This is a genomic window from Mesorhizobium shangrilense, from assembly GCF_040537815.1.
GTDB classification, from domain to species: domain Bacteria; phylum Pseudomonadota; class Alphaproteobacteria; order Rhizobiales; family Rhizobiaceae; genus Mesorhizobium; species Mesorhizobium shangrilense.
In genome coordinates this window covers 3,620,420-3,635,026 of the sequence record NZ_JBEWSZ010000001.1, presented here as the reverse complement: position 1 = coordinate 3,635,026, position 14,607 = coordinate 3,620,420, and the positions used below count along the sequence as shown (strand labels likewise).

The 14,607-nt window shown below is 63.4% G+C and carries 15 protein-coding genes; 13 read left to right on the top strand and 2 right to left on the bottom strand.

All coding sequences use genetic code 11. From position 1 onward, the window contains the following. The first annotated feature begins 74 nt into the window (after window positions 1-74). From ABVQ20_RS17750 to trmB, 13 genes are all read left to right on the top strand, one after another. Window positions 75-1,178, top strand: a complete 1,104-nt coding sequence (locus ABVQ20_RS17750) for a DUF1513 domain-containing protein (RefSeq protein ID WP_354460805.1) — start codon at window positions 75-77, stop codon at window positions 1,176-1,178. Window positions 1,179-1,313: 135 nt separating this feature from the next. Continuing rightward, complete coding sequence (gene tsaB / locus ABVQ20_RS17745; protein WP_354460804.1) at window positions 1,314-1,991, top strand: tRNA (adenosine(37)-N6)-threonylcarbamoyltransferase complex dimerization subunit type 1 TsaB; 678 nt, start codon at window positions 1,314-1,316, stop codon at window positions 1,989-1,991. Window positions 1,992-2,073: 82 nt separating this feature from the next. Continuing rightward, on the top strand, window positions 2,074-2,568 hold the full coding sequence (gene rimI / locus ABVQ20_RS17740; protein ID WP_354460803.1) for a ribosomal protein S18-alanine N-acetyltransferase: 495 nt from the start codon (window positions 2,074-2,076) through the stop codon (window positions 2,566-2,568). A 29-nt stretch (window positions 2,569-2,597) separates the two neighbouring features. Beyond that, window positions 2,598-3,398 carry a lyso-ornithine lipid O-acyltransferase gene (olsA, locus tag ABVQ20_RS17735; RefSeq protein ID WP_354460802.1) on the top strand — a complete coding sequence of 267 codons (801 nt, stop codon included), beginning with the start codon at window positions 2,598-2,600 and terminating at the stop codon, window positions 3,396-3,398. A 62-nt stretch (window positions 3,399-3,460) separates the two neighbouring features. Continuing rightward, a complete protein-coding gene (gene miaB, locus ABVQ20_RS17730; protein WP_354460801.1) occupies window positions 3,461-4,858 on the top strand; it encodes a tRNA (N6-isopentenyl adenosine(37)-C2)-methylthiotransferase MiaB in 1,398 nt (465 codons plus the stop codon). A gap of 83 nt (window positions 4,859-4,941) precedes the next feature. Further along, the gene (locus tag ABVQ20_RS17725; RefSeq protein WP_227349586.1) at window positions 4,942-5,934 is read left to right on the top strand and encodes a PhoH family protein; all 993 of its coding nucleotides are present in this window, start codon (window positions 4,942-4,944) and stop codon (window positions 5,932-5,934) included. Between the two features lie 17 nt (window positions 5,935-5,951). Then, on the top strand, window positions 5,952-6,458 hold the full coding sequence (gene ybeY / locus ABVQ20_RS17720) for an rRNA maturation RNase YbeY (RefSeq protein ID WP_354460800.1): 507 nt from the start codon (window positions 5,952-5,954) through the stop codon (window positions 6,456-6,458). Window positions 6,459-6,486: 28 nt separating this feature from the next. Beyond that, window positions 6,487-7,560, top strand: coding sequence for a hemolysin family protein (locus tag ABVQ20_RS17715; RefSeq protein WP_354460799.1), 1,074 nt, complete (start codon window positions 6,487-6,489; stop codon window positions 7,558-7,560). 16 nt (window positions 7,561-7,576) lie between these two features. Further along, complete coding sequence (locus ABVQ20_RS17710; RefSeq protein WP_354460798.1) at window positions 7,577-8,047, top strand: VOC family protein; 471 nt, start codon at window positions 7,577-7,579, stop codon at window positions 8,045-8,047. A 104-nt stretch (window positions 8,048-8,151) separates the two neighbouring features. Beyond that, entirely contained in the window at window positions 8,152-9,741 is a 1,590-nt protein-coding gene (gene lnt / locus ABVQ20_RS17705) for an apolipoprotein N-acyltransferase (protein WP_354460797.1), read from the top strand. Between the two features lie 138 nt (window positions 9,742-9,879). Then, on the top strand, window positions 9,880-10,299 hold the full coding sequence (locus ABVQ20_RS17700) for a helix-turn-helix domain-containing protein (protein ID WP_227349111.1): 420 nt from the start codon (window positions 9,880-9,882) through the stop codon (window positions 10,297-10,299). Between the two features lie 167 nt (window positions 10,300-10,466). After that, window positions 10,467-11,732, top strand: coding sequence for a methionine adenosyltransferase (metK, locus tag ABVQ20_RS17695; protein ID WP_354460796.1), 1,266 nt, complete (start codon window positions 10,467-10,469; stop codon window positions 11,730-11,732). 28 nt (window positions 11,733-11,760) lie between these two features. Then, a complete protein-coding gene (gene trmB, locus ABVQ20_RS17690; RefSeq protein WP_354460794.1) occupies window positions 11,761-12,462 on the top strand; it encodes a tRNA (guanine(46)-N(7))-methyltransferase TrmB in 702 nt (233 codons plus the stop codon). On the opposite strand, the gene ABVQ20_RS17685 is transcribed toward trmB, so the two are convergent. Both ABVQ20_RS17685 and ABVQ20_RS17680 read right to left on the bottom strand, forming a co-directional pair. Continuing rightward, window positions 12,442-13,854: a sensor histidine kinase gene (locus ABVQ20_RS17685; protein WP_435528374.1), complete on the bottom strand. Its 1,413-nt coding sequence runs from the start codon at window positions 13,852-13,854 to the stop codon at window positions 12,442-12,444. The genes trmB and ABVQ20_RS17685 overlap by 21 nt on opposite strands. After that, the gene (locus ABVQ20_RS17680) at window positions 13,854-14,528 is read right to left on the bottom strand and encodes a response regulator transcription factor (protein ID WP_354460792.1); all 675 of its coding nucleotides are present in this window, start codon (window positions 14,526-14,528) and stop codon (window positions 13,854-13,856) included. The genes ABVQ20_RS17685 and ABVQ20_RS17680 overlap by 1 nt, the downstream gene beginning before the upstream one ends. Window positions 14,529-14,607 lie beyond the last annotated feature (79 nt).

Sequence of the window (14,607 nt, the reverse complement as noted above, 5' to 3'; positions counted from 1 at the left end):
AACCGAAGGAACGCGTCAGCGAAAAGTGGAAGCCGGTTTTCGGATAAGATCATGCTCAAAGAAGGATATTGATCTTGAAGACGCCGCTGACAGACCGCCGCGATTTCCTCAGGGCTGCCGGCGCAGGCCTAATGACGGCCATGGCGCCCTCGGCCTGGGCCGCGACGTTGGCCGCCGACGCGATCTTCGCCACCGCCTTCGTCAGGCGCGACGGCGGCTTTGGTGCAGCCGTCCTGTCCGAAGCCGGCAAGGTCCTGCACGCCATCGACCTGCCCGATCGCGGTCACGACGTCACTTTCGATCCGGTCTCGAAACGCTCGGTCGTCTTTGCCCGGCAACCCGGCACCTTCGCCGTGGTGTTCGACCATACCGGTCGTGAAGCGCCGCGGACCATTGCCAGTGTTCCCGGCCGGCATTTCTTCGGTCATGGCGTGTTCTCCACCGACGGCGCGTTGCTCTATGCCACCGAGAACGACTTCGACAACGCCGCCGGCGTGGTCGGCATCTATGACGCACGTGCGCAATTCAGCCGTATCGGCGAATTTCCGACCTATGGCATGGGTTCGCATGAACTGCTGTTGCTTGGCGACGGGCGAACGCTGGCCATCGCCAATGGCGGCATCGAGACGCATCCGGATTTCGGCCGCACCGAACTCAACATCGCGACGATGAAGCCATCCTATGTGCTGGTCGACCGCATCACCGGCGACCTGATCGAAAAGCACGAACTGCCGCCAAAGCTGCATCAGCTATCGATTCGCCACATGGATGCCGATCCATCCGGCACGGTGTGGTTCGGCTGCCAGTACCGGGGGCCAGGCACCGATTGCCCGCTGCTCGTCGGCCGGGCCGCGCGCGGCAAGGAATTGCAATTGCTCGACATGCCGCAAGACGTGCTCTCCGGCTTCAGGAATTATGTCGGCTCGGTGGCCGCCAATCCTGCCGCCGACACGATTGCGGTATCTTCGCCGCAGGGCAATTCGCTTGTGGTGATCGATGCGACCAGCGGCAAGGTCGTTACGACAAGCAATCTGGTCGAAGTCTGTGGCGTCGCGCCGGATGGAGCGGGCTTCATGGCGACCACGGGAGCCGGTGAGATTGTGGGCGCCGGCATGAAACGTTCCGAACCGGACTATGTCTGGGACAACCACATGCTGCGGATCGAGCCGACCGCATAGGCAGCCGGCTCAGGCCGAAGCGAAGCCGCTTAACAATTTATGCACTGTCCCCTTGCGGCGACGAGCCATGGCGGGCACAGGGAAACCGAGCAAGACCGTCACTCGAACCATTGTCTGGGATCAACCGGCCGCCTCATGAAATTGCTTGCCATCGATTGTGCCGCCAGTCTCTGCGCCGCCTGCGTCTATGACGCCGAGGCGAAGCGCGAGCTCGGCCGCTCGGTGCTCGATCTCGGCAAGGGCCATGCCGAGCATCTGATGGCGGTCATCGAGGAAGCGCTGAAGATCAGCGCGACCGGCTACGCTGGCCTTGGCGCCATCGCCGTCTCTGTCGGCCCGGGTTCCTTCACCGGGCTAAGGGTCGGTGTGTCGGCGGCGCGCGGGCTGGCGCTGGCGCTGAAAATTCCGGCGATCGGAGTGACCAGCCTGGAAGCGTTGGCGGCGCAGGCCGCCGAGGCATTTCCCGGCCGCCCGGTGCTGTCAGCGCTCGATGCCGGGCGCGAGGAGATCCATGCCGCATTCTTTGATGCGCTGATGACTCTGGCCTTTGGTCCGGCCGTCACCACGCTGTCCGAGGTTGTGGCGATCGCCAGGGATCGCTCGCCGGTCCTCGCCGGAACGGCAGCCCTCCAGATCGCGGCAGCGACCGGTCGCGCGTTCGACATCGGCCCGACATCAGCCACCGCCGACATAGCGGTCTATGCAAGACTGGCTGCCGCGAAAGGCGAGGGCGAAAGGCCGAAACCTCTTTATCTGCGCGGTGCGGATGCCAAGCCGCAGGCGGGGTTCATTCTAGCAAGGCTCAGACCATGATCCCGAACCAAAGGTCCGCGTCAGCGAAAAGTGGAAGCCGGTTTTCGGAAAAGATCATGGCCAAACTGGAAGACGATAACTGATGCGCATTCCCTTCCTCCAACCGCGTCGCAGGGACTATGCGCTCGAGCCGCTGAGAATCACCGACAGCCCGGCCATTTCCATGTTGCATCGCGAGGATTTCGTGCGGCCCTGGACCGATGGCGAATTCGCCGCGCTGCTCGAGCAGAATACGGTGTTTGGCTATGCCGCGCGCGAGACCGGGCAGGGCGCCAAGCCACCGGTCGGTTTCGTGCTGGCGCGGCTGGCGGCCGGCGAGGGCGAGATCCTGACCGTCGCGGTGGCGCGCTCGCACCGCCGGCAGGGACTTGGCTGGCAATTGATGGATGCCGTGCTGCGTGAACTGCATGGGCAACGCGCGGAGGCGCTCTTCCTCGAGGTCGACGAGACCAATGTGGCGGCGGTAGCGCTTTACCGGCGGCTGGGCTTCCGCGAAGTCGGCAAGCGCCCCAATTACTACAAGTCGCCGGAACACGGCCCAACCGGCGCGCTTGTCATGCGCCGCGATCTTCGCTAGCCAGAGCGCGGGGACAGGGCCACCGACGGATGATCAAGAAAATCAGGATTTTCCTGGCACTGGCCCTCGTTGTCGCCAGCTCTCTGGTCCTCGTGCCGTTGCAGATGCTGTCGATGAAAACCGGGCTTTGGCCCGAGACGTTCATCCTTAAGATCTGGCACCGCATGATCCTCAGGGCGCTGGGCATGCGCGTCCATGTCAAGGGCACGCTGTCCACCCAGCGCCCGTTGCTGGTGGCGGCAAACCACATCTCCTGGACCGACATCATGGTTCTCGGCTCTTTTGCCGATGTGAAATTCATCGCCAGGGCCGATATGGCCGGCTGGCCGCTGATCGGCATGTTGTCGAAGCTGCAGCGCACCGTCTTCATCGAGCGTGAGCGCAAGCGTTCGTCGGGCGACCAGGCGAGCGAGATCGCCAACCGCATGGCCAAGGGCGATGCCATGGTGCTGTTTGCCGAAGGCTCGACGGCCGACGGCAACGTCGTCATGCCGTTCAAGAGCACGCTGTTCGGTGCCGCCTCCATGGCGATTTCGGAAGGCGCGGCGCAAACCGTCTTCATCCAGCCGGTGGCGATCGCCTATACGAGGCTGCATGGTGTGCCGCTTGGCCGCCGACATCGGCCGATTGCCGCCTGGATCGGCGATGAGGATCTGATGCCGCATCTCAAGGTATTGATGTCGGAGGGGGCTCTCGACGTCGAGGTGCACTTCGGCGAGCCGGTCGCCTTCTCCAAGGGTTCGAACCGCAAGGAAACGGCGAAGCTGATGGAGCGTGAGGTTCGCGCGATGATGCAGGCCGCACTCGCCGATCCGCGCCCAAGCCGTTAGCCCGGAGGGTTGTGGGCAAAAGCGTCTGTTTTTTGTCATCGAAAGGCGTTAGAAGCCGCCGGATGGATTTGAACACGATAGAACGGGACGGCATCGACCCCACGGCAGCACCATCCGCGGCGACCAGGAAGGTCTTCGTCAAGACCTATGGCTGCCAGATGAATGTCTACGATTCGCAGCGCATGACCGATGCGCTGGCGGCCGACGGTTATGCGGCGACCGATGTGATCGACGAAGCCGACCTCGTGCTGCTCAACACCTGCCATATCCGCGAGAAGGCTGCCGAAAAGGTCTATTCCGAACTCGGCCGTATCCGCGACATGAAAGCCGAGCGGGCCCTGGTGGGCCGCGAGATGGTGATCGGCGTTGCCGGCTGCGTGGCGCAGGCGGAGGGAGCCGAGATCCTCCGGCGCTCGCCCTCCGTCGACCTGGTTATCGGCCCGCAGACCTATCACCGGCTGCCCGACGTGCTGGCGCGGGTGCGCGGCGGCGAGAAGATCGTCGAGACCGAATACGCCATCGAGGACAAGTTCGAGCATCTGCCGCAGCCCAGGCGCGCCGAGGTCATCAAGCGCGGCGTCACCGCGTTCCTGACCGTTCAGGAAGGCTGCGACAAGTTCTGCACCTTCTGTGTCGTTCCCTATACGCGCGGCTCGGAAGTGTCGCGCCCGGTGGCGCAGATCGTCGCCGAGGCAAAGCGCCTGGCGGAAGCCGGCGTGCGCGAGGTGACGCTGCTTGGCCAGAACGTCAATGCCTGGCATGGCAAGGGTGACAATGGTGAGGAATGGGGCCTTGGCCGCCTGCTGTTCCGGCTGGCCGAGATCCCCGGCCTTGCGCGGTTACGCTACACCACTAGCCACCCGCGCGACATGGACGACGAACTGATATCGGCGCATCGCGATCTGCCGGCGCTGATGCCCTATCTGCATCTGCCGGTACAGTCGGGCTCGGATCGTATCCTCAAGGCGATGAACCGCAGGCACACGGCCAGGGATTATCTGGCGCTGCTCGACCGTATCCGCGCGGCGCGGCCCGACATCGCGCTTTCGGGCGATTTCATCGTCGGGTTCCCCGGCGAGACCGAGGCCGATTTCGAGGCGACGATGCAACTTGTCCGCGATGTCGGCTATGCCTCGGCCTTTTCGTTCAAATACTCGGCGCGCCCCGGCACGCCCGGCGCCGACATGCCCGATCACGTTCCGGAAGCCGTCAAGGACGAACGCCTGCAGCGGCTGCAGGCGCTGCTTGTGAAGCAGCAACAGGATTTCGGCACGAGCCTGATCGGCAGGACCATCGATACGCTGATCGAGAAGCCGGGTCGTCAGGCCGGCCAGAAGGTCGGCCGGTCGCCTTGGCTGCAGCCGGTTATTGTTGATGAAAAGGCCGGCGAGATCGGTGACATTATCCAGGTGCGAATCACGAAGACGGGTTACAATAGCCTGTTCGCCGAATTGGCCTGAGAGCCTCGGCAGATGAGGAGAGACGGTTGAGCGCTGCTGAAGTGAAGACCTTGCCCCCGAACCAGCAATCCGGGGCGTCGGATATGGCGCACATCGTACTGACCTTCGACAACAACAAGCTTGCCAGCGCCCTTTACGGACAGTTCGACGAGAATCTCGCCAGGCTGGAACAGAAACTTGGCGTCGATATCCGTTCGCGTGGCAATCAGTTGACCATCAAGGGCTCAGCCTCGGCCGCCGAGCAGGCTCGCCGCGCGCTGGATAATCTGTACGGCATTCTCCAGAAAGGCGTGGATATCGGCCAGTCCGATGTCGACGGCGCCGTGCGCATGGCGATCGCCGCCGACGACCAGCTGACGCTGCCGACGCTGGAGCGCAAGGGCAAGGTGTCCGCCGCCCAGATCGCCACGCGCAAGAAGACGATCTATGCCCGTTCGCTCAACCAGGACGCCTATATGCGGGCGCTGGAGCGGTCCGAGCTTGTGTTTGGCATCGGCCCGGCCGGCACCGGCAAGACCTATCTGGCGGTGGCGCACGCGGCGATGCTGCTGGAGCGCGGCATGGTCGAGCGCATCATCCTGTCGCGGCCTGCCGTCGAGGCTGGCGAGCGGCTCGGCTTCCTGCCGGGCGACATGAAGGAAAAGGTCGATCCCTATCTGCGTCCGCTCTATGACGCGCTTTACGACATGATGCCGGCCGACAAGGTCGAGCGGGCCATTGCCGCCGAGGTCATCGAGATCGCGCCGCTGGCCTTCATGCGTGGCCGCACGCTGGCGCATGCCGCCGTCATCCTCGACGAGGCGCAGAACACCACGCCGATGCAGATGAAGATGTTCCTGACGCGTCTGGGCGAGAACTCGCGCATGATCGTCACCGGCGACCCCACCCAGATCGATCTTCCGTCGAACACGAAATCGGGCCTGGTCGAAGCGTTGCGTGTCCTGGACGGCGTGGCCGGTGCGGTGACCGTGCGCTTCAACGATGGCGACGTTGTCCGCCATCCGCTGGTGGCCGAAATCGTCAGAGCCTATGACCGGGACGCCAAGCTGGCGCGCGGCCTGGGCGCCGAGAGCTGATATGACGATGCGGCGTCATGCCTGAAAACACAAACCCGGCCGATGGGGATTTTTCGGTTCCCGTCGACATTGACCTGATGCTCGAGGCGGGAAGCTGGCCGGACGAAGCCCGGCTTGCGCTGCTGGTCGACCGTGCCGTCACGGCCGCCTTCGCTGAAACCGGTACGACGGGGCATTCCGAACTCAGCGTCGTTTTTTCCGACGATGCCCATATTCGGACCCTCAATGCCGACTGGCGCGGCAAGGACAAGCCCACCAACGTATTGTCTTTCCCCGCCTTTCCGTTCGCCAAGGGCAGTCCGTTACCGCCGATGCTGGGCGATATCGTGCTGGCCGCCGAGACCGTCGCGCGCGAAGCTGCACTGGAAGACAAGCCGCTCGAGAACCATATCACTCATCTCGTTGTCCATGGCCTGCTGCATCTGCTGGGCTATGATCACGAGACCGACGCCGAGGCGGAGGAGATGGAAGCCATCGAGCGTACGGCGCTCGCAAGGCTTGCCATTCCCGATCCCTACGCGTAACTACGAAGACACAACCAACCGGACCACGATGAACGACAAACCTGAAACTGCCGCCCGCCCCGACGCCGGCAGTACGACCAAGGCTTCCGATACGTCGGAAGAGGGATCAAGTCCGAGTACCATTTCCGGCAGCGTCGCCAGCGAGCACTCGCCTGCCGGGCCCTCTCTGTTCAACCGTATTGTCGGGCTCTTTCGGCAGCGCAATGGAACCAGCCTGCGCGAGGAAATCGCCGGCGCCCTTGCCGAAACCACCAGCGACGCCGAGTCCTTCTCGCCTGGCGAGCGCGCCATGCTCAACAACATCCTGCGACTGCGCGAAGTGCGCGTCGAGGACGTCATGGTGCCGCGTGCCGACATCGAGGCGGTCGAGATCAACACGACGCTGGGTGACCTGCTCGGCGTGTTCGAGCAGTCCGGCCATTCCCGCATGCCCGTCTATTCGGAGACTCTCGACGATCCGCGCGGCATGGTTCACATCCGCGACGTGCTGGCGCACATCACCAAGATCGCCCGCGTCAAGAAGGGCAGGACGACACGCAAAGCGCCGGCCATCCCGCTTCTCGATCTCGCCCAGGTCGATCTCGCCCGCACGATCGGTGATTTGAACCTCATCCGCCCGGTGTTGTTCGTGCCGCCGTCGATGCTTGCCTCCGATCTGATGGGGCGCATGCAGACGACGCGCACCCAGATGGCGCTGGTCATCGACGAATATGGCGGCACCGATGGTCTCGCCTCGCTCGAGGACATCGTCGAGATGGTCGTTGGCGACATCGAGGACGAGCATGACGACGACGAGCCGATGATCACCCAGAGCGGCGACGGCGTGTTCGTCGTCGACGGCAAGGCCGAGATCGACGACGTCGCCAAGATGATCGGCGAGGAATTCGCGGCCGGCGAACATGGCGAATATGTCGACACGATCGGCGGCATGATCTTCAACACGCTTGGCCGCGTGCCGGCACGCGGTGAAGTCGTCCAGGCCATACCCGGATTTGAATTCCACGTGCTCGACGCCGATCCGCGCCGCGTCAAGCGGGTGCGCATCGTGCACAGCCAGAAGGCAGAGCGCCGCCGGCGCGCCGCCCGCACCGAGCAGGCCTGAAAACGTCGCCCGCCCGATGACGGTCGACGATCCGTTCAAGCACGCAACCCTGGGTTCCGGGGTGTTTTACAGGGATCCTTGGGCCGCCTTGGCCTGGCTCGAGATGGCGTTCGGCTTCGAGCGCAGCATGGTGGTCAGCGATCCCTGCGGGAAACTCGTCCACTCCGAGATGCGGTTCGGCGACGGCTATATCATCGTCGATTCCGAATGGGCCGATCATATCGCCAGTCCCGCATCGGTGGCGGGCAGGAACACGCAGTCGGTCTATGTGCGCCTCAAGGATGGCCTGGATGAGCATTGCGAGCATGCCAGGGCCGCGGGCGCGGCAATAATCGAGGAGCCTGCCGATCAGTTCTATGGCGAGCGGCTTTATCGGGCACGCGATCCGGAAGGTCATGTCTGGACCTTCACGCAGACCCTTCGTTCGGTTTCGCGCGAGGACGCCGAGAGGCTGGGTGGCCTGCGGATCGAGGGCTGGCATCGATAGCGGTAGCGGCCGCATCAAGGCCTTGCCGGTAGATAAGCCGTTATTTGGAGCACGGACCGCGGCCTGTTAAATCTTGCTTCCTGATTCGCGACTCGGAAGTATGCATGGAGCGCCTTGCCGGCCGGATAATTCTACTTTGGGGTTGGCGGCGCGCGCTCGTGGCGTTTTTCGCCGGGACGCTGGCGGTTCTTGGCCAGGCGCCCTACGATTTCTTCGCGGCCTGTTTCGTCTCGTTTCCGCTTCTGGTCTGGCTTCTCGATGGGGCGACCAGCGAGGCTCCCGGCAGTCTGTTCCGGCGCCTGCGCCCGGCATTCGCCGTCGGCTGGTGGTTCGGCTTCGGTTATTTTCTTGCCGGCCTTTGGTGGATAGGCTCGGCGCTTCTAGTCGAGGCAGACACCTTCGCCTGGGCCTTGCCGCTCGCGGTGGTCGGCATCCCGTTCGCGCTCGCATTCTTCTATGGTTTCGCGGCAATGGTCGCCCGGCTGCTATGGAGCAACGACATCGGCCGCATCGCTGCCCTTGCCTTCGCTTTCGGCCTTGCGGAATGGTTGCGTGGTTTCCTGTTCACCGGCTTTCCATGGAATGCCGTCGGCTATGCGGCCATGCCCGTGCCCCTGCTGATGCAGAGCGTGTCGGTGACCGGCATGATCGGCATGAATGCGCTCGCGGTCTTCGTTTTCGCGCTGCCGGCGCTGCTGGCGGCCCGCCGTCATCTTCGCCTCGGCGCGGCATTGCTCGTCGCGCTCGTAGCCGCTCACGTCGGCTTCGGCTATTTCCGGCTCAATGCCCCGGTCGAGCCCCCAACCAGCACGATCGATGTCCGCATCGTGCAGCCGGCTGTCGACCTCTCGGAGAAATGGGATGCCTCGGTGCGCGACCGCATCTTCGCCACCATGATGGGCCTTTCCGCCAAGGCACCCGAACCCGGCCACGCGAAGCCGCAGCTGATCCTGTGGCCGGAAACCTCGGTGCCGTTTCTGTTCACCGAGCGACCGGATGCGCTGACGGCGCTTGGCGAGATGCTCGCCGGCGGCCAGATGCTGATTGCCGGCATCGTTCGCGAGGAGGGTGGGTCGGCGAATGCCGACAGCCGCTATTACAATTCGGTGGTCGCGATCAACGACAAGGGAGAGATCGTCGACGCTGTCGACAAGGTCCATCTCGTGCCCTTTGGTGAGTATCTGCCTTTTGCCGGGCTGCTCGGCCGTCTCGGCCTTGACCAACTCGTTGCCGGGCCGACGAATTTCGCCGCCGGCAATGAACGGCATGCGATCACCGTGCCCGGCGGCATCCGCGCGCTGCCCTTTATTTGCTACGAGGTGATCTTTCCCGAACTGGTGGCGGTTGACGCTGCGTCAGCACAGCTTATTGTGAATGTCACAAATGACGCATGGTTTGGCGACACGCCGGGTCCGTACCAGCATTTCAGGCAGGCGCAGATTCGTGCGGTGGAAAACGGGCTGCCCCTGTTGCGCGCGGCCAACAACGGTATTTCCGCGGTTGTCGATCCACGCGGGCGCATCGTCGACGCATTGGCGATCGACGCGCGCGGCGCCATAGACGTACGTGTGCCGATTTCCGGGCAGGCTGTTATCTCCTCCGGTCAACGGCGCATTAACGGAATGCTGATCATGTTGCTGTTTGCCCTCTTCGCATGCGTGTCGAATGTAAGGCAAAGGCTACGGGCGAATTGACGTCGACACATTAGAAACTCATACTGTACCGCCTGAAATTTCTCGAAGCCGTTGGATCGTACTGTTGGGGCAGTCGCCACCGGCTCCGCTTGGGCAGGAAAAAATAGAAAAAGCCGGAAAAATTCGGCGAGGAAAAAAATGATAGAAGACAACAAGAAGAAACCGAATCCGATCGACATCCACGTTGGAAGTCGCATCCGGCTTCGCCGCAACATGCTGGGAATGAGCCAGGAAAAGCTGGGCGAAAATCTCGGCATCACATTTCAACAGATCCAGAAATATGAAAAGGGCACCAACCGCGTTGGCGCCAGCCGTCTCCAGGCGATAGCCTCCATACTTGGAGTGCCTGTCGCCTTTTTCTTCGAGGACGCGCCGGGCCAGGAGGCCAGCGGCAATCGCGGATTTGCCGAGGATTCATCGATGTCGTTCGCCGTCGAGTTCTGCGGCAGTCCGGAAGGTCTTCAGCTTAACCGGGCTTTCGTCAAGATCACCGACATGAAGGTGCGCCGTAAGATCATCGAGCTTGTGAAATCCCTTTCCTCCGACGATCCGGAATGAACGGAACCGTGGCTCCGGCGGTCACCGCCGCCGGTCCACCACATAACAATATCAACATTCCTTCATGCCAGAACGGACGCACCGCTTGACGAGCGGCGCTCCGCACCGTTAACACGTGGCGCGCCAAAATCGGCAGCCTGCCGATCGTTTTTCAAGAGGGGACACCCGTGACGCGGCAGAATTACTTCTTTACCTCGGAATCCGTTGCCGAGGGTCATCCCGACAAAGTCTGTGACCGTATCTCCGACGAGATCGTCGATCTGGTTTATCGCGAGGCCAAGAAGACCGGCATGGACCCGTGGAAGGTCCGCGTCGCCTGCGAGACGCTGGCAACCACAAACCGCGTCGTCATCGCCGGCGAGGTGCGCGTCCCCGAGACGCTGCTCAAGAAAGACAAGCAAGGCAAGATCCTGATGGATGCGGCCGGACATCCGGTCGTCAATCCGGCGAAATTCAAGTCGGTCGCCCGCAAGGCGATCCGCGAAATCGGCTACGAGCAAGCCGGCTTCCACTGGAAGACCGCGAAGATCGAGGTGCTGCTGCACGGCCAGTCGCCTGATATCGGCCAGGGCGTCGACAATGCCGCGGACCGTCAGGGCGAGGAGGGTGCTGGAGACCAGGGCATCATGTTCGGCTATGCCTGCCGCGAGACGCCGGACCTGATGCCGGCCCCGATCTATTACAGCCACAAGATCCTCGAATTGCTGGCTGCCGCCCGTCACGAGAACAGCGGCGAGGCCGGCAAGCTCGGCCCGGATGCCAAGAGCCAGGTCACCGTGCGCTACATCGACGGCAAGGCCGCCGAGGCGACGCAGATCGTGCTGTCGACGCAGCATCTCGATGCTACCTGGGATTCCAAGAAGGTCCGCAACGTCGTGGAGCCCTATATTCGCGAGGCACTGGGCGACCTCAAGATCGCCGACGACTGCATGTGGTACATCAATCCGACCGGCAAGTTCGTCATCGGTGGGCCTGATGGCGACGCCGGGCTGACCGGCCGCAAGATCATCGTCGACACCTATGGTGGCGCGGCACCGCATGGCGGCGGCGCCTTCTCTGGCAAGGACACCACCAAGGTCGACCGCTCGGCCGCCTATGCGGCGCGCTATCTGGCCAAGAATGTGGTGGCGGCGAAGCTTGCCGACCGCTGCACCATCCAGCTTTCCTACGCCATCGGCGTTGCCCAGCCTCTGTCGGTCTACGTCGACCTGCACGGCACCGGCAAGGTCGACGAGGCCAAGCTCGAGGAAGCGTTGCGCACCGTGATGGACCTGTCGCCATCCGGCATCCGCCGTCATCTCGACCTCAACAAGCCGATCTACGCCAAGACATCGTCCTACGGACATTTCGGCCGCAAGGCCGGTCGCGACGGGTCTTTCTCGTGGGAAAAGACCGATCTCGCCAAGGCGCTCAAGGACGCTGTCGCCGCCTGATCGCGGCGCCAGGTCTAAAGGTCTAGTCATGGATCCGAAGGACAGACCAAGCCGCGCGACCGAAGCTTTTTTCGGTCGCCGGCGCGGCAAGGCCATGCGTCCGCAGCAGGCTGCGGCGCTGGAAACCGGATTCACGAAATACCGGCTCGACCTGACGGCGGAATCGCCCCGTGATCTCAGCGACCTGTTCGAAGCCGATGTCGCCGCCGTGCGCCTTGAAATCGGCTTCGGCGGCGGCGAACATCTGCTGCACCGCGCCACGGAATCTCCGGCGATCGGATTCATCGGCGTCGAGCCCTTCGTCAACGGCATGGCCAAGATGATGATGGCGGTCAAGGAAAGGCCGCTTGCCAATCTTCGCGTGTATGACGACGACGCCACGCGCTTGCTCGACTGGCTTCCGGAAAATTCGCTCGACGGCATCGACCTTCTCTATCCGGACCCGTGGCCGAAAAAGAAGCACTGGAAGCGCCGCTTCGTCAGCCCGGTCAATCTCGATCGTTTCGCGCGCGTGCTGAAACGCGGCGGACGATTCCGTTTCGCGTCGGACATCGACACCTATGTGAACTGGACGCTGCTGCATTGCCGCGCGCATGGCGGCTTCGCCTGGCAGGCGGCGGAAGCGGCCGACTGGCACCAAGCTTACGAAGGCTGGCCGGGCACGCGCTACGAGGCCAAGGCCATCCGCGAGCAGCGCCACCCCGCCTACCTAACCTTCCTTCGCACCTGATCCTGCAGCGCTGGCGGGAAACGATGCCCGCACAAGCAGGCCACGGCCATCCACTCCTGTCGTCAATTCGAGCCTGCCGCCAAAGAGCGCCGCTATTTCCTCGACGATAGGCAGGCCAAGTCCTGCCCCTGGTTTTTCACCCGCACGGCCGCGCACGAAGCGGCGGCGCACGTGCTCCAGTTCCGCCTTAGGGATGCCCGGCCCGGTGTCCTCGATTTCCAACAGCACATCGCCGCCGCTGGCAGACACCCTGACGGTCGCCTCCGCGCCGCTTCCCGCGTAGGTCAGCGCGTTCTCGATCAGGTTGCGGATCATCTCTCCCAGCAGCATCGGCTCGCCGAGCATAGACAGCGCTGTTTCAGCTTCGAAGCCCAGATCGATGCCGGATGTATGGGCCCGCGTGACGAATTCGGCGGTGAGGGCGCTGGCAAGTTCGGTCAGGTTGACAGTGTCGAGGTTCTTCAGGCGGTCGGATGCGGCCTCATCCACCTTGGCGAGCAGCAGGAGCTGGGCGATCACCCGTTCGGCGTGCGCTACGGCATCGTCGCCGACTTTTGCAGCACTGCGGGCTTCGTCAAGTGAGCGAGCACGAGCCGAAAGCGCCAGCTGCGTGCGGATGATGGTCAGCGGCGTGCGAAGCTGATGGCTGGCGTTGCCGGTGAAATGGCGCATGGCGCCCAGTGTCGAACTCAGCCGGCCCATGAATGAATTGACGGTGTCGACCAGCCCGCGCACTTCCCTGGGCACCGATTGTTCGATCGGGTGGAGGTCGTCGGGGTTGCGTTCGGCAATCGCATCGCGCAAGCGATAAAGCGGCCTGAGCGAATATGTGACCGCGAGCCATGCGATTGCCACGGCACTGCCGATCAGGATGGCGAGGCGCAACGCGGAGCGCAGCAGGATGGTCTGGGCAAGTTGCGTTCGAGCGATCGTCGTCTCGGCGATGGTAACCACGAAGGGTACCGAATTTGCCCCAGTCGAGGCGGCGCGGGAAAGCGAGGCCAGCCGGATCGGCTCGCCGCGAAAGCTTGCATCGGCATAGCGGCTTTCCTCCCGGCCCAGTTGCTGGATCACCGGCAGGGTCTGGTAGCCGGTGATGAAGGCACCGTTCGGCCCGTCGATGCGGTAGAAGACGCGGTCCTGCGCCGCCGAGGTCAGCATTTCCAGCGCGACATAGGGGATGTCGACCTCCAGCGCTCCGCCTTCGCCGACCACCACGCGCTCGGCGATTGCCAGCGCCGAACCGGCCAGCACGCGGTCGGACACGGCATTGGCCGTATCGACCGCTTCGCGATAGGTATCGGCAAGCGCGATCAGCCCGATGCCGACCAGCGGCACCAGAAGCCACAGCAGCAGCCGCCCGCGCAGGGAATAGGGCCTGTCCCCAGCCATCATGGGTTCTGGATCTTTTCGAGATAGTAGCCGATGCCACGCGCGGTCCGGACCGTCAGGCCGCAAGGCGCCAGCCGCTTGCGCAGCCGGCTGACATATTGCTCGACGGCATTGGCGCTCAGATCCTCGTCGAAGCCGGCCAATGATTCGATGATCGCCTGTTTGGCGACCACCTTGCCGGCGCGCATGAACAGGGTTTCGAGCAGCGCGAGTTCGCGCGCCGGAATGTCGATTGTCGCGCCCCGCCAGGAAAAGCCGCGCGTGTTGAGATCGAGCACGACATCACCGAAAGAAACCACCGCAGCCTTGAGGCCGGCGCGCCGCCGCATCAGCGTGCGCACACGCGCTTCCAGTTCGTCGACATCGAAGGGCTTGACCATGTAGTCGTCGGCGCCGAGGTTCAGCCCGGTGACTTTTTCGGTCAGCGAGTGGCGTGCCGACAGGATAAGCACCGCCACGTCATCCTGGCGGCCGCGGATCGTGCGCAGCACGTCAATCCCATCCATCTCCGGCAAATTGAGGTCGAGGATCACAAGGTCGAACCGTTCGGTGGCCACCACGGCGACAGCGGACGCGCCGTCGCCGACGACATCGACCGCGTAGCCACTGCCCTTGAGCACGGCCGCGAGACCGCTTGCCAGCGTCGCATTGTCCTCCACCACCAGGATCCGCACCGAATTCTCCTCACCCTCGCGCAAACGATGCCTATCCGTCAGGCAAAGGTCCAGCCCGCAACGTCCGTTGTTGTGTGGC

Coding starts and splice junctions, on each gene's coding strand:
- tsaB (WP_354460804.1), top strand. CDS start 1,314: ATGAAATTGCTTGCCATCGATTGTGCCGCCAGTCTCTGCGCCGCCTGC.
- rimI (WP_354460803.1), top strand. CDS start 2,074: ATGCGCATTCCCTTCCTCCAACCGCGTCGCAGGGACTATGCGCTCGAG.
- olsA (WP_354460802.1), top strand. CDS start 2,598: ATGATCAAGAAAATCAGGATTTTCCTGGCACTGGCCCTCGTTGTCGCC.
- miaB (WP_354460801.1), top strand. CDS start 3,461: ATGGATTTGAACACGATAGAACGGGACGGCATCGACCCCACGGCAGCA.
- ABVQ20_RS17725 (WP_227349586.1), top strand. CDS start 4,942: ATGGCGCACATCGTACTGACCTTCGACAACAACAAGCTTGCCAGCGCC.
- ybeY (WP_354460800.1), top strand. CDS start 5,952: ATGCCTGAAAACACAAACCCGGCCGATGGGGATTTTTCGGTTCCCGTC.
- ABVQ20_RS17715 (WP_354460799.1), top strand. CDS start 6,487: ATGAACGACAAACCTGAAACTGCCGCCCGCCCCGACGCCGGCAGTACG.
- ABVQ20_RS17710 (WP_354460798.1), top strand. CDS start 7,577: ATGACGGTCGACGATCCGTTCAAGCACGCAACCCTGGGTTCCGGGGTG.
- lnt (WP_354460797.1), top strand. CDS start 8,152: ATGGAGCGCCTTGCCGGCCGGATAATTCTACTTTGGGGTTGGCGGCGC.
- ABVQ20_RS17700 (WP_227349111.1), top strand. CDS start 9,880: ATGATAGAAGACAACAAGAAGAAACCGAATCCGATCGACATCCACGTT.
- trmB (WP_354460794.1), top strand. CDS start 11,761: ATGGATCCGAAGGACAGACCAAGCCGCGCGACCGAAGCTTTTTTCGGT.
- ABVQ20_RS17685 (WP_435528374.1), bottom strand. CDS start 13,854: ATGGCTGGGGACAGGCCCTATTCCCTGCGCGGGCGGCTGCTGCTGTGG.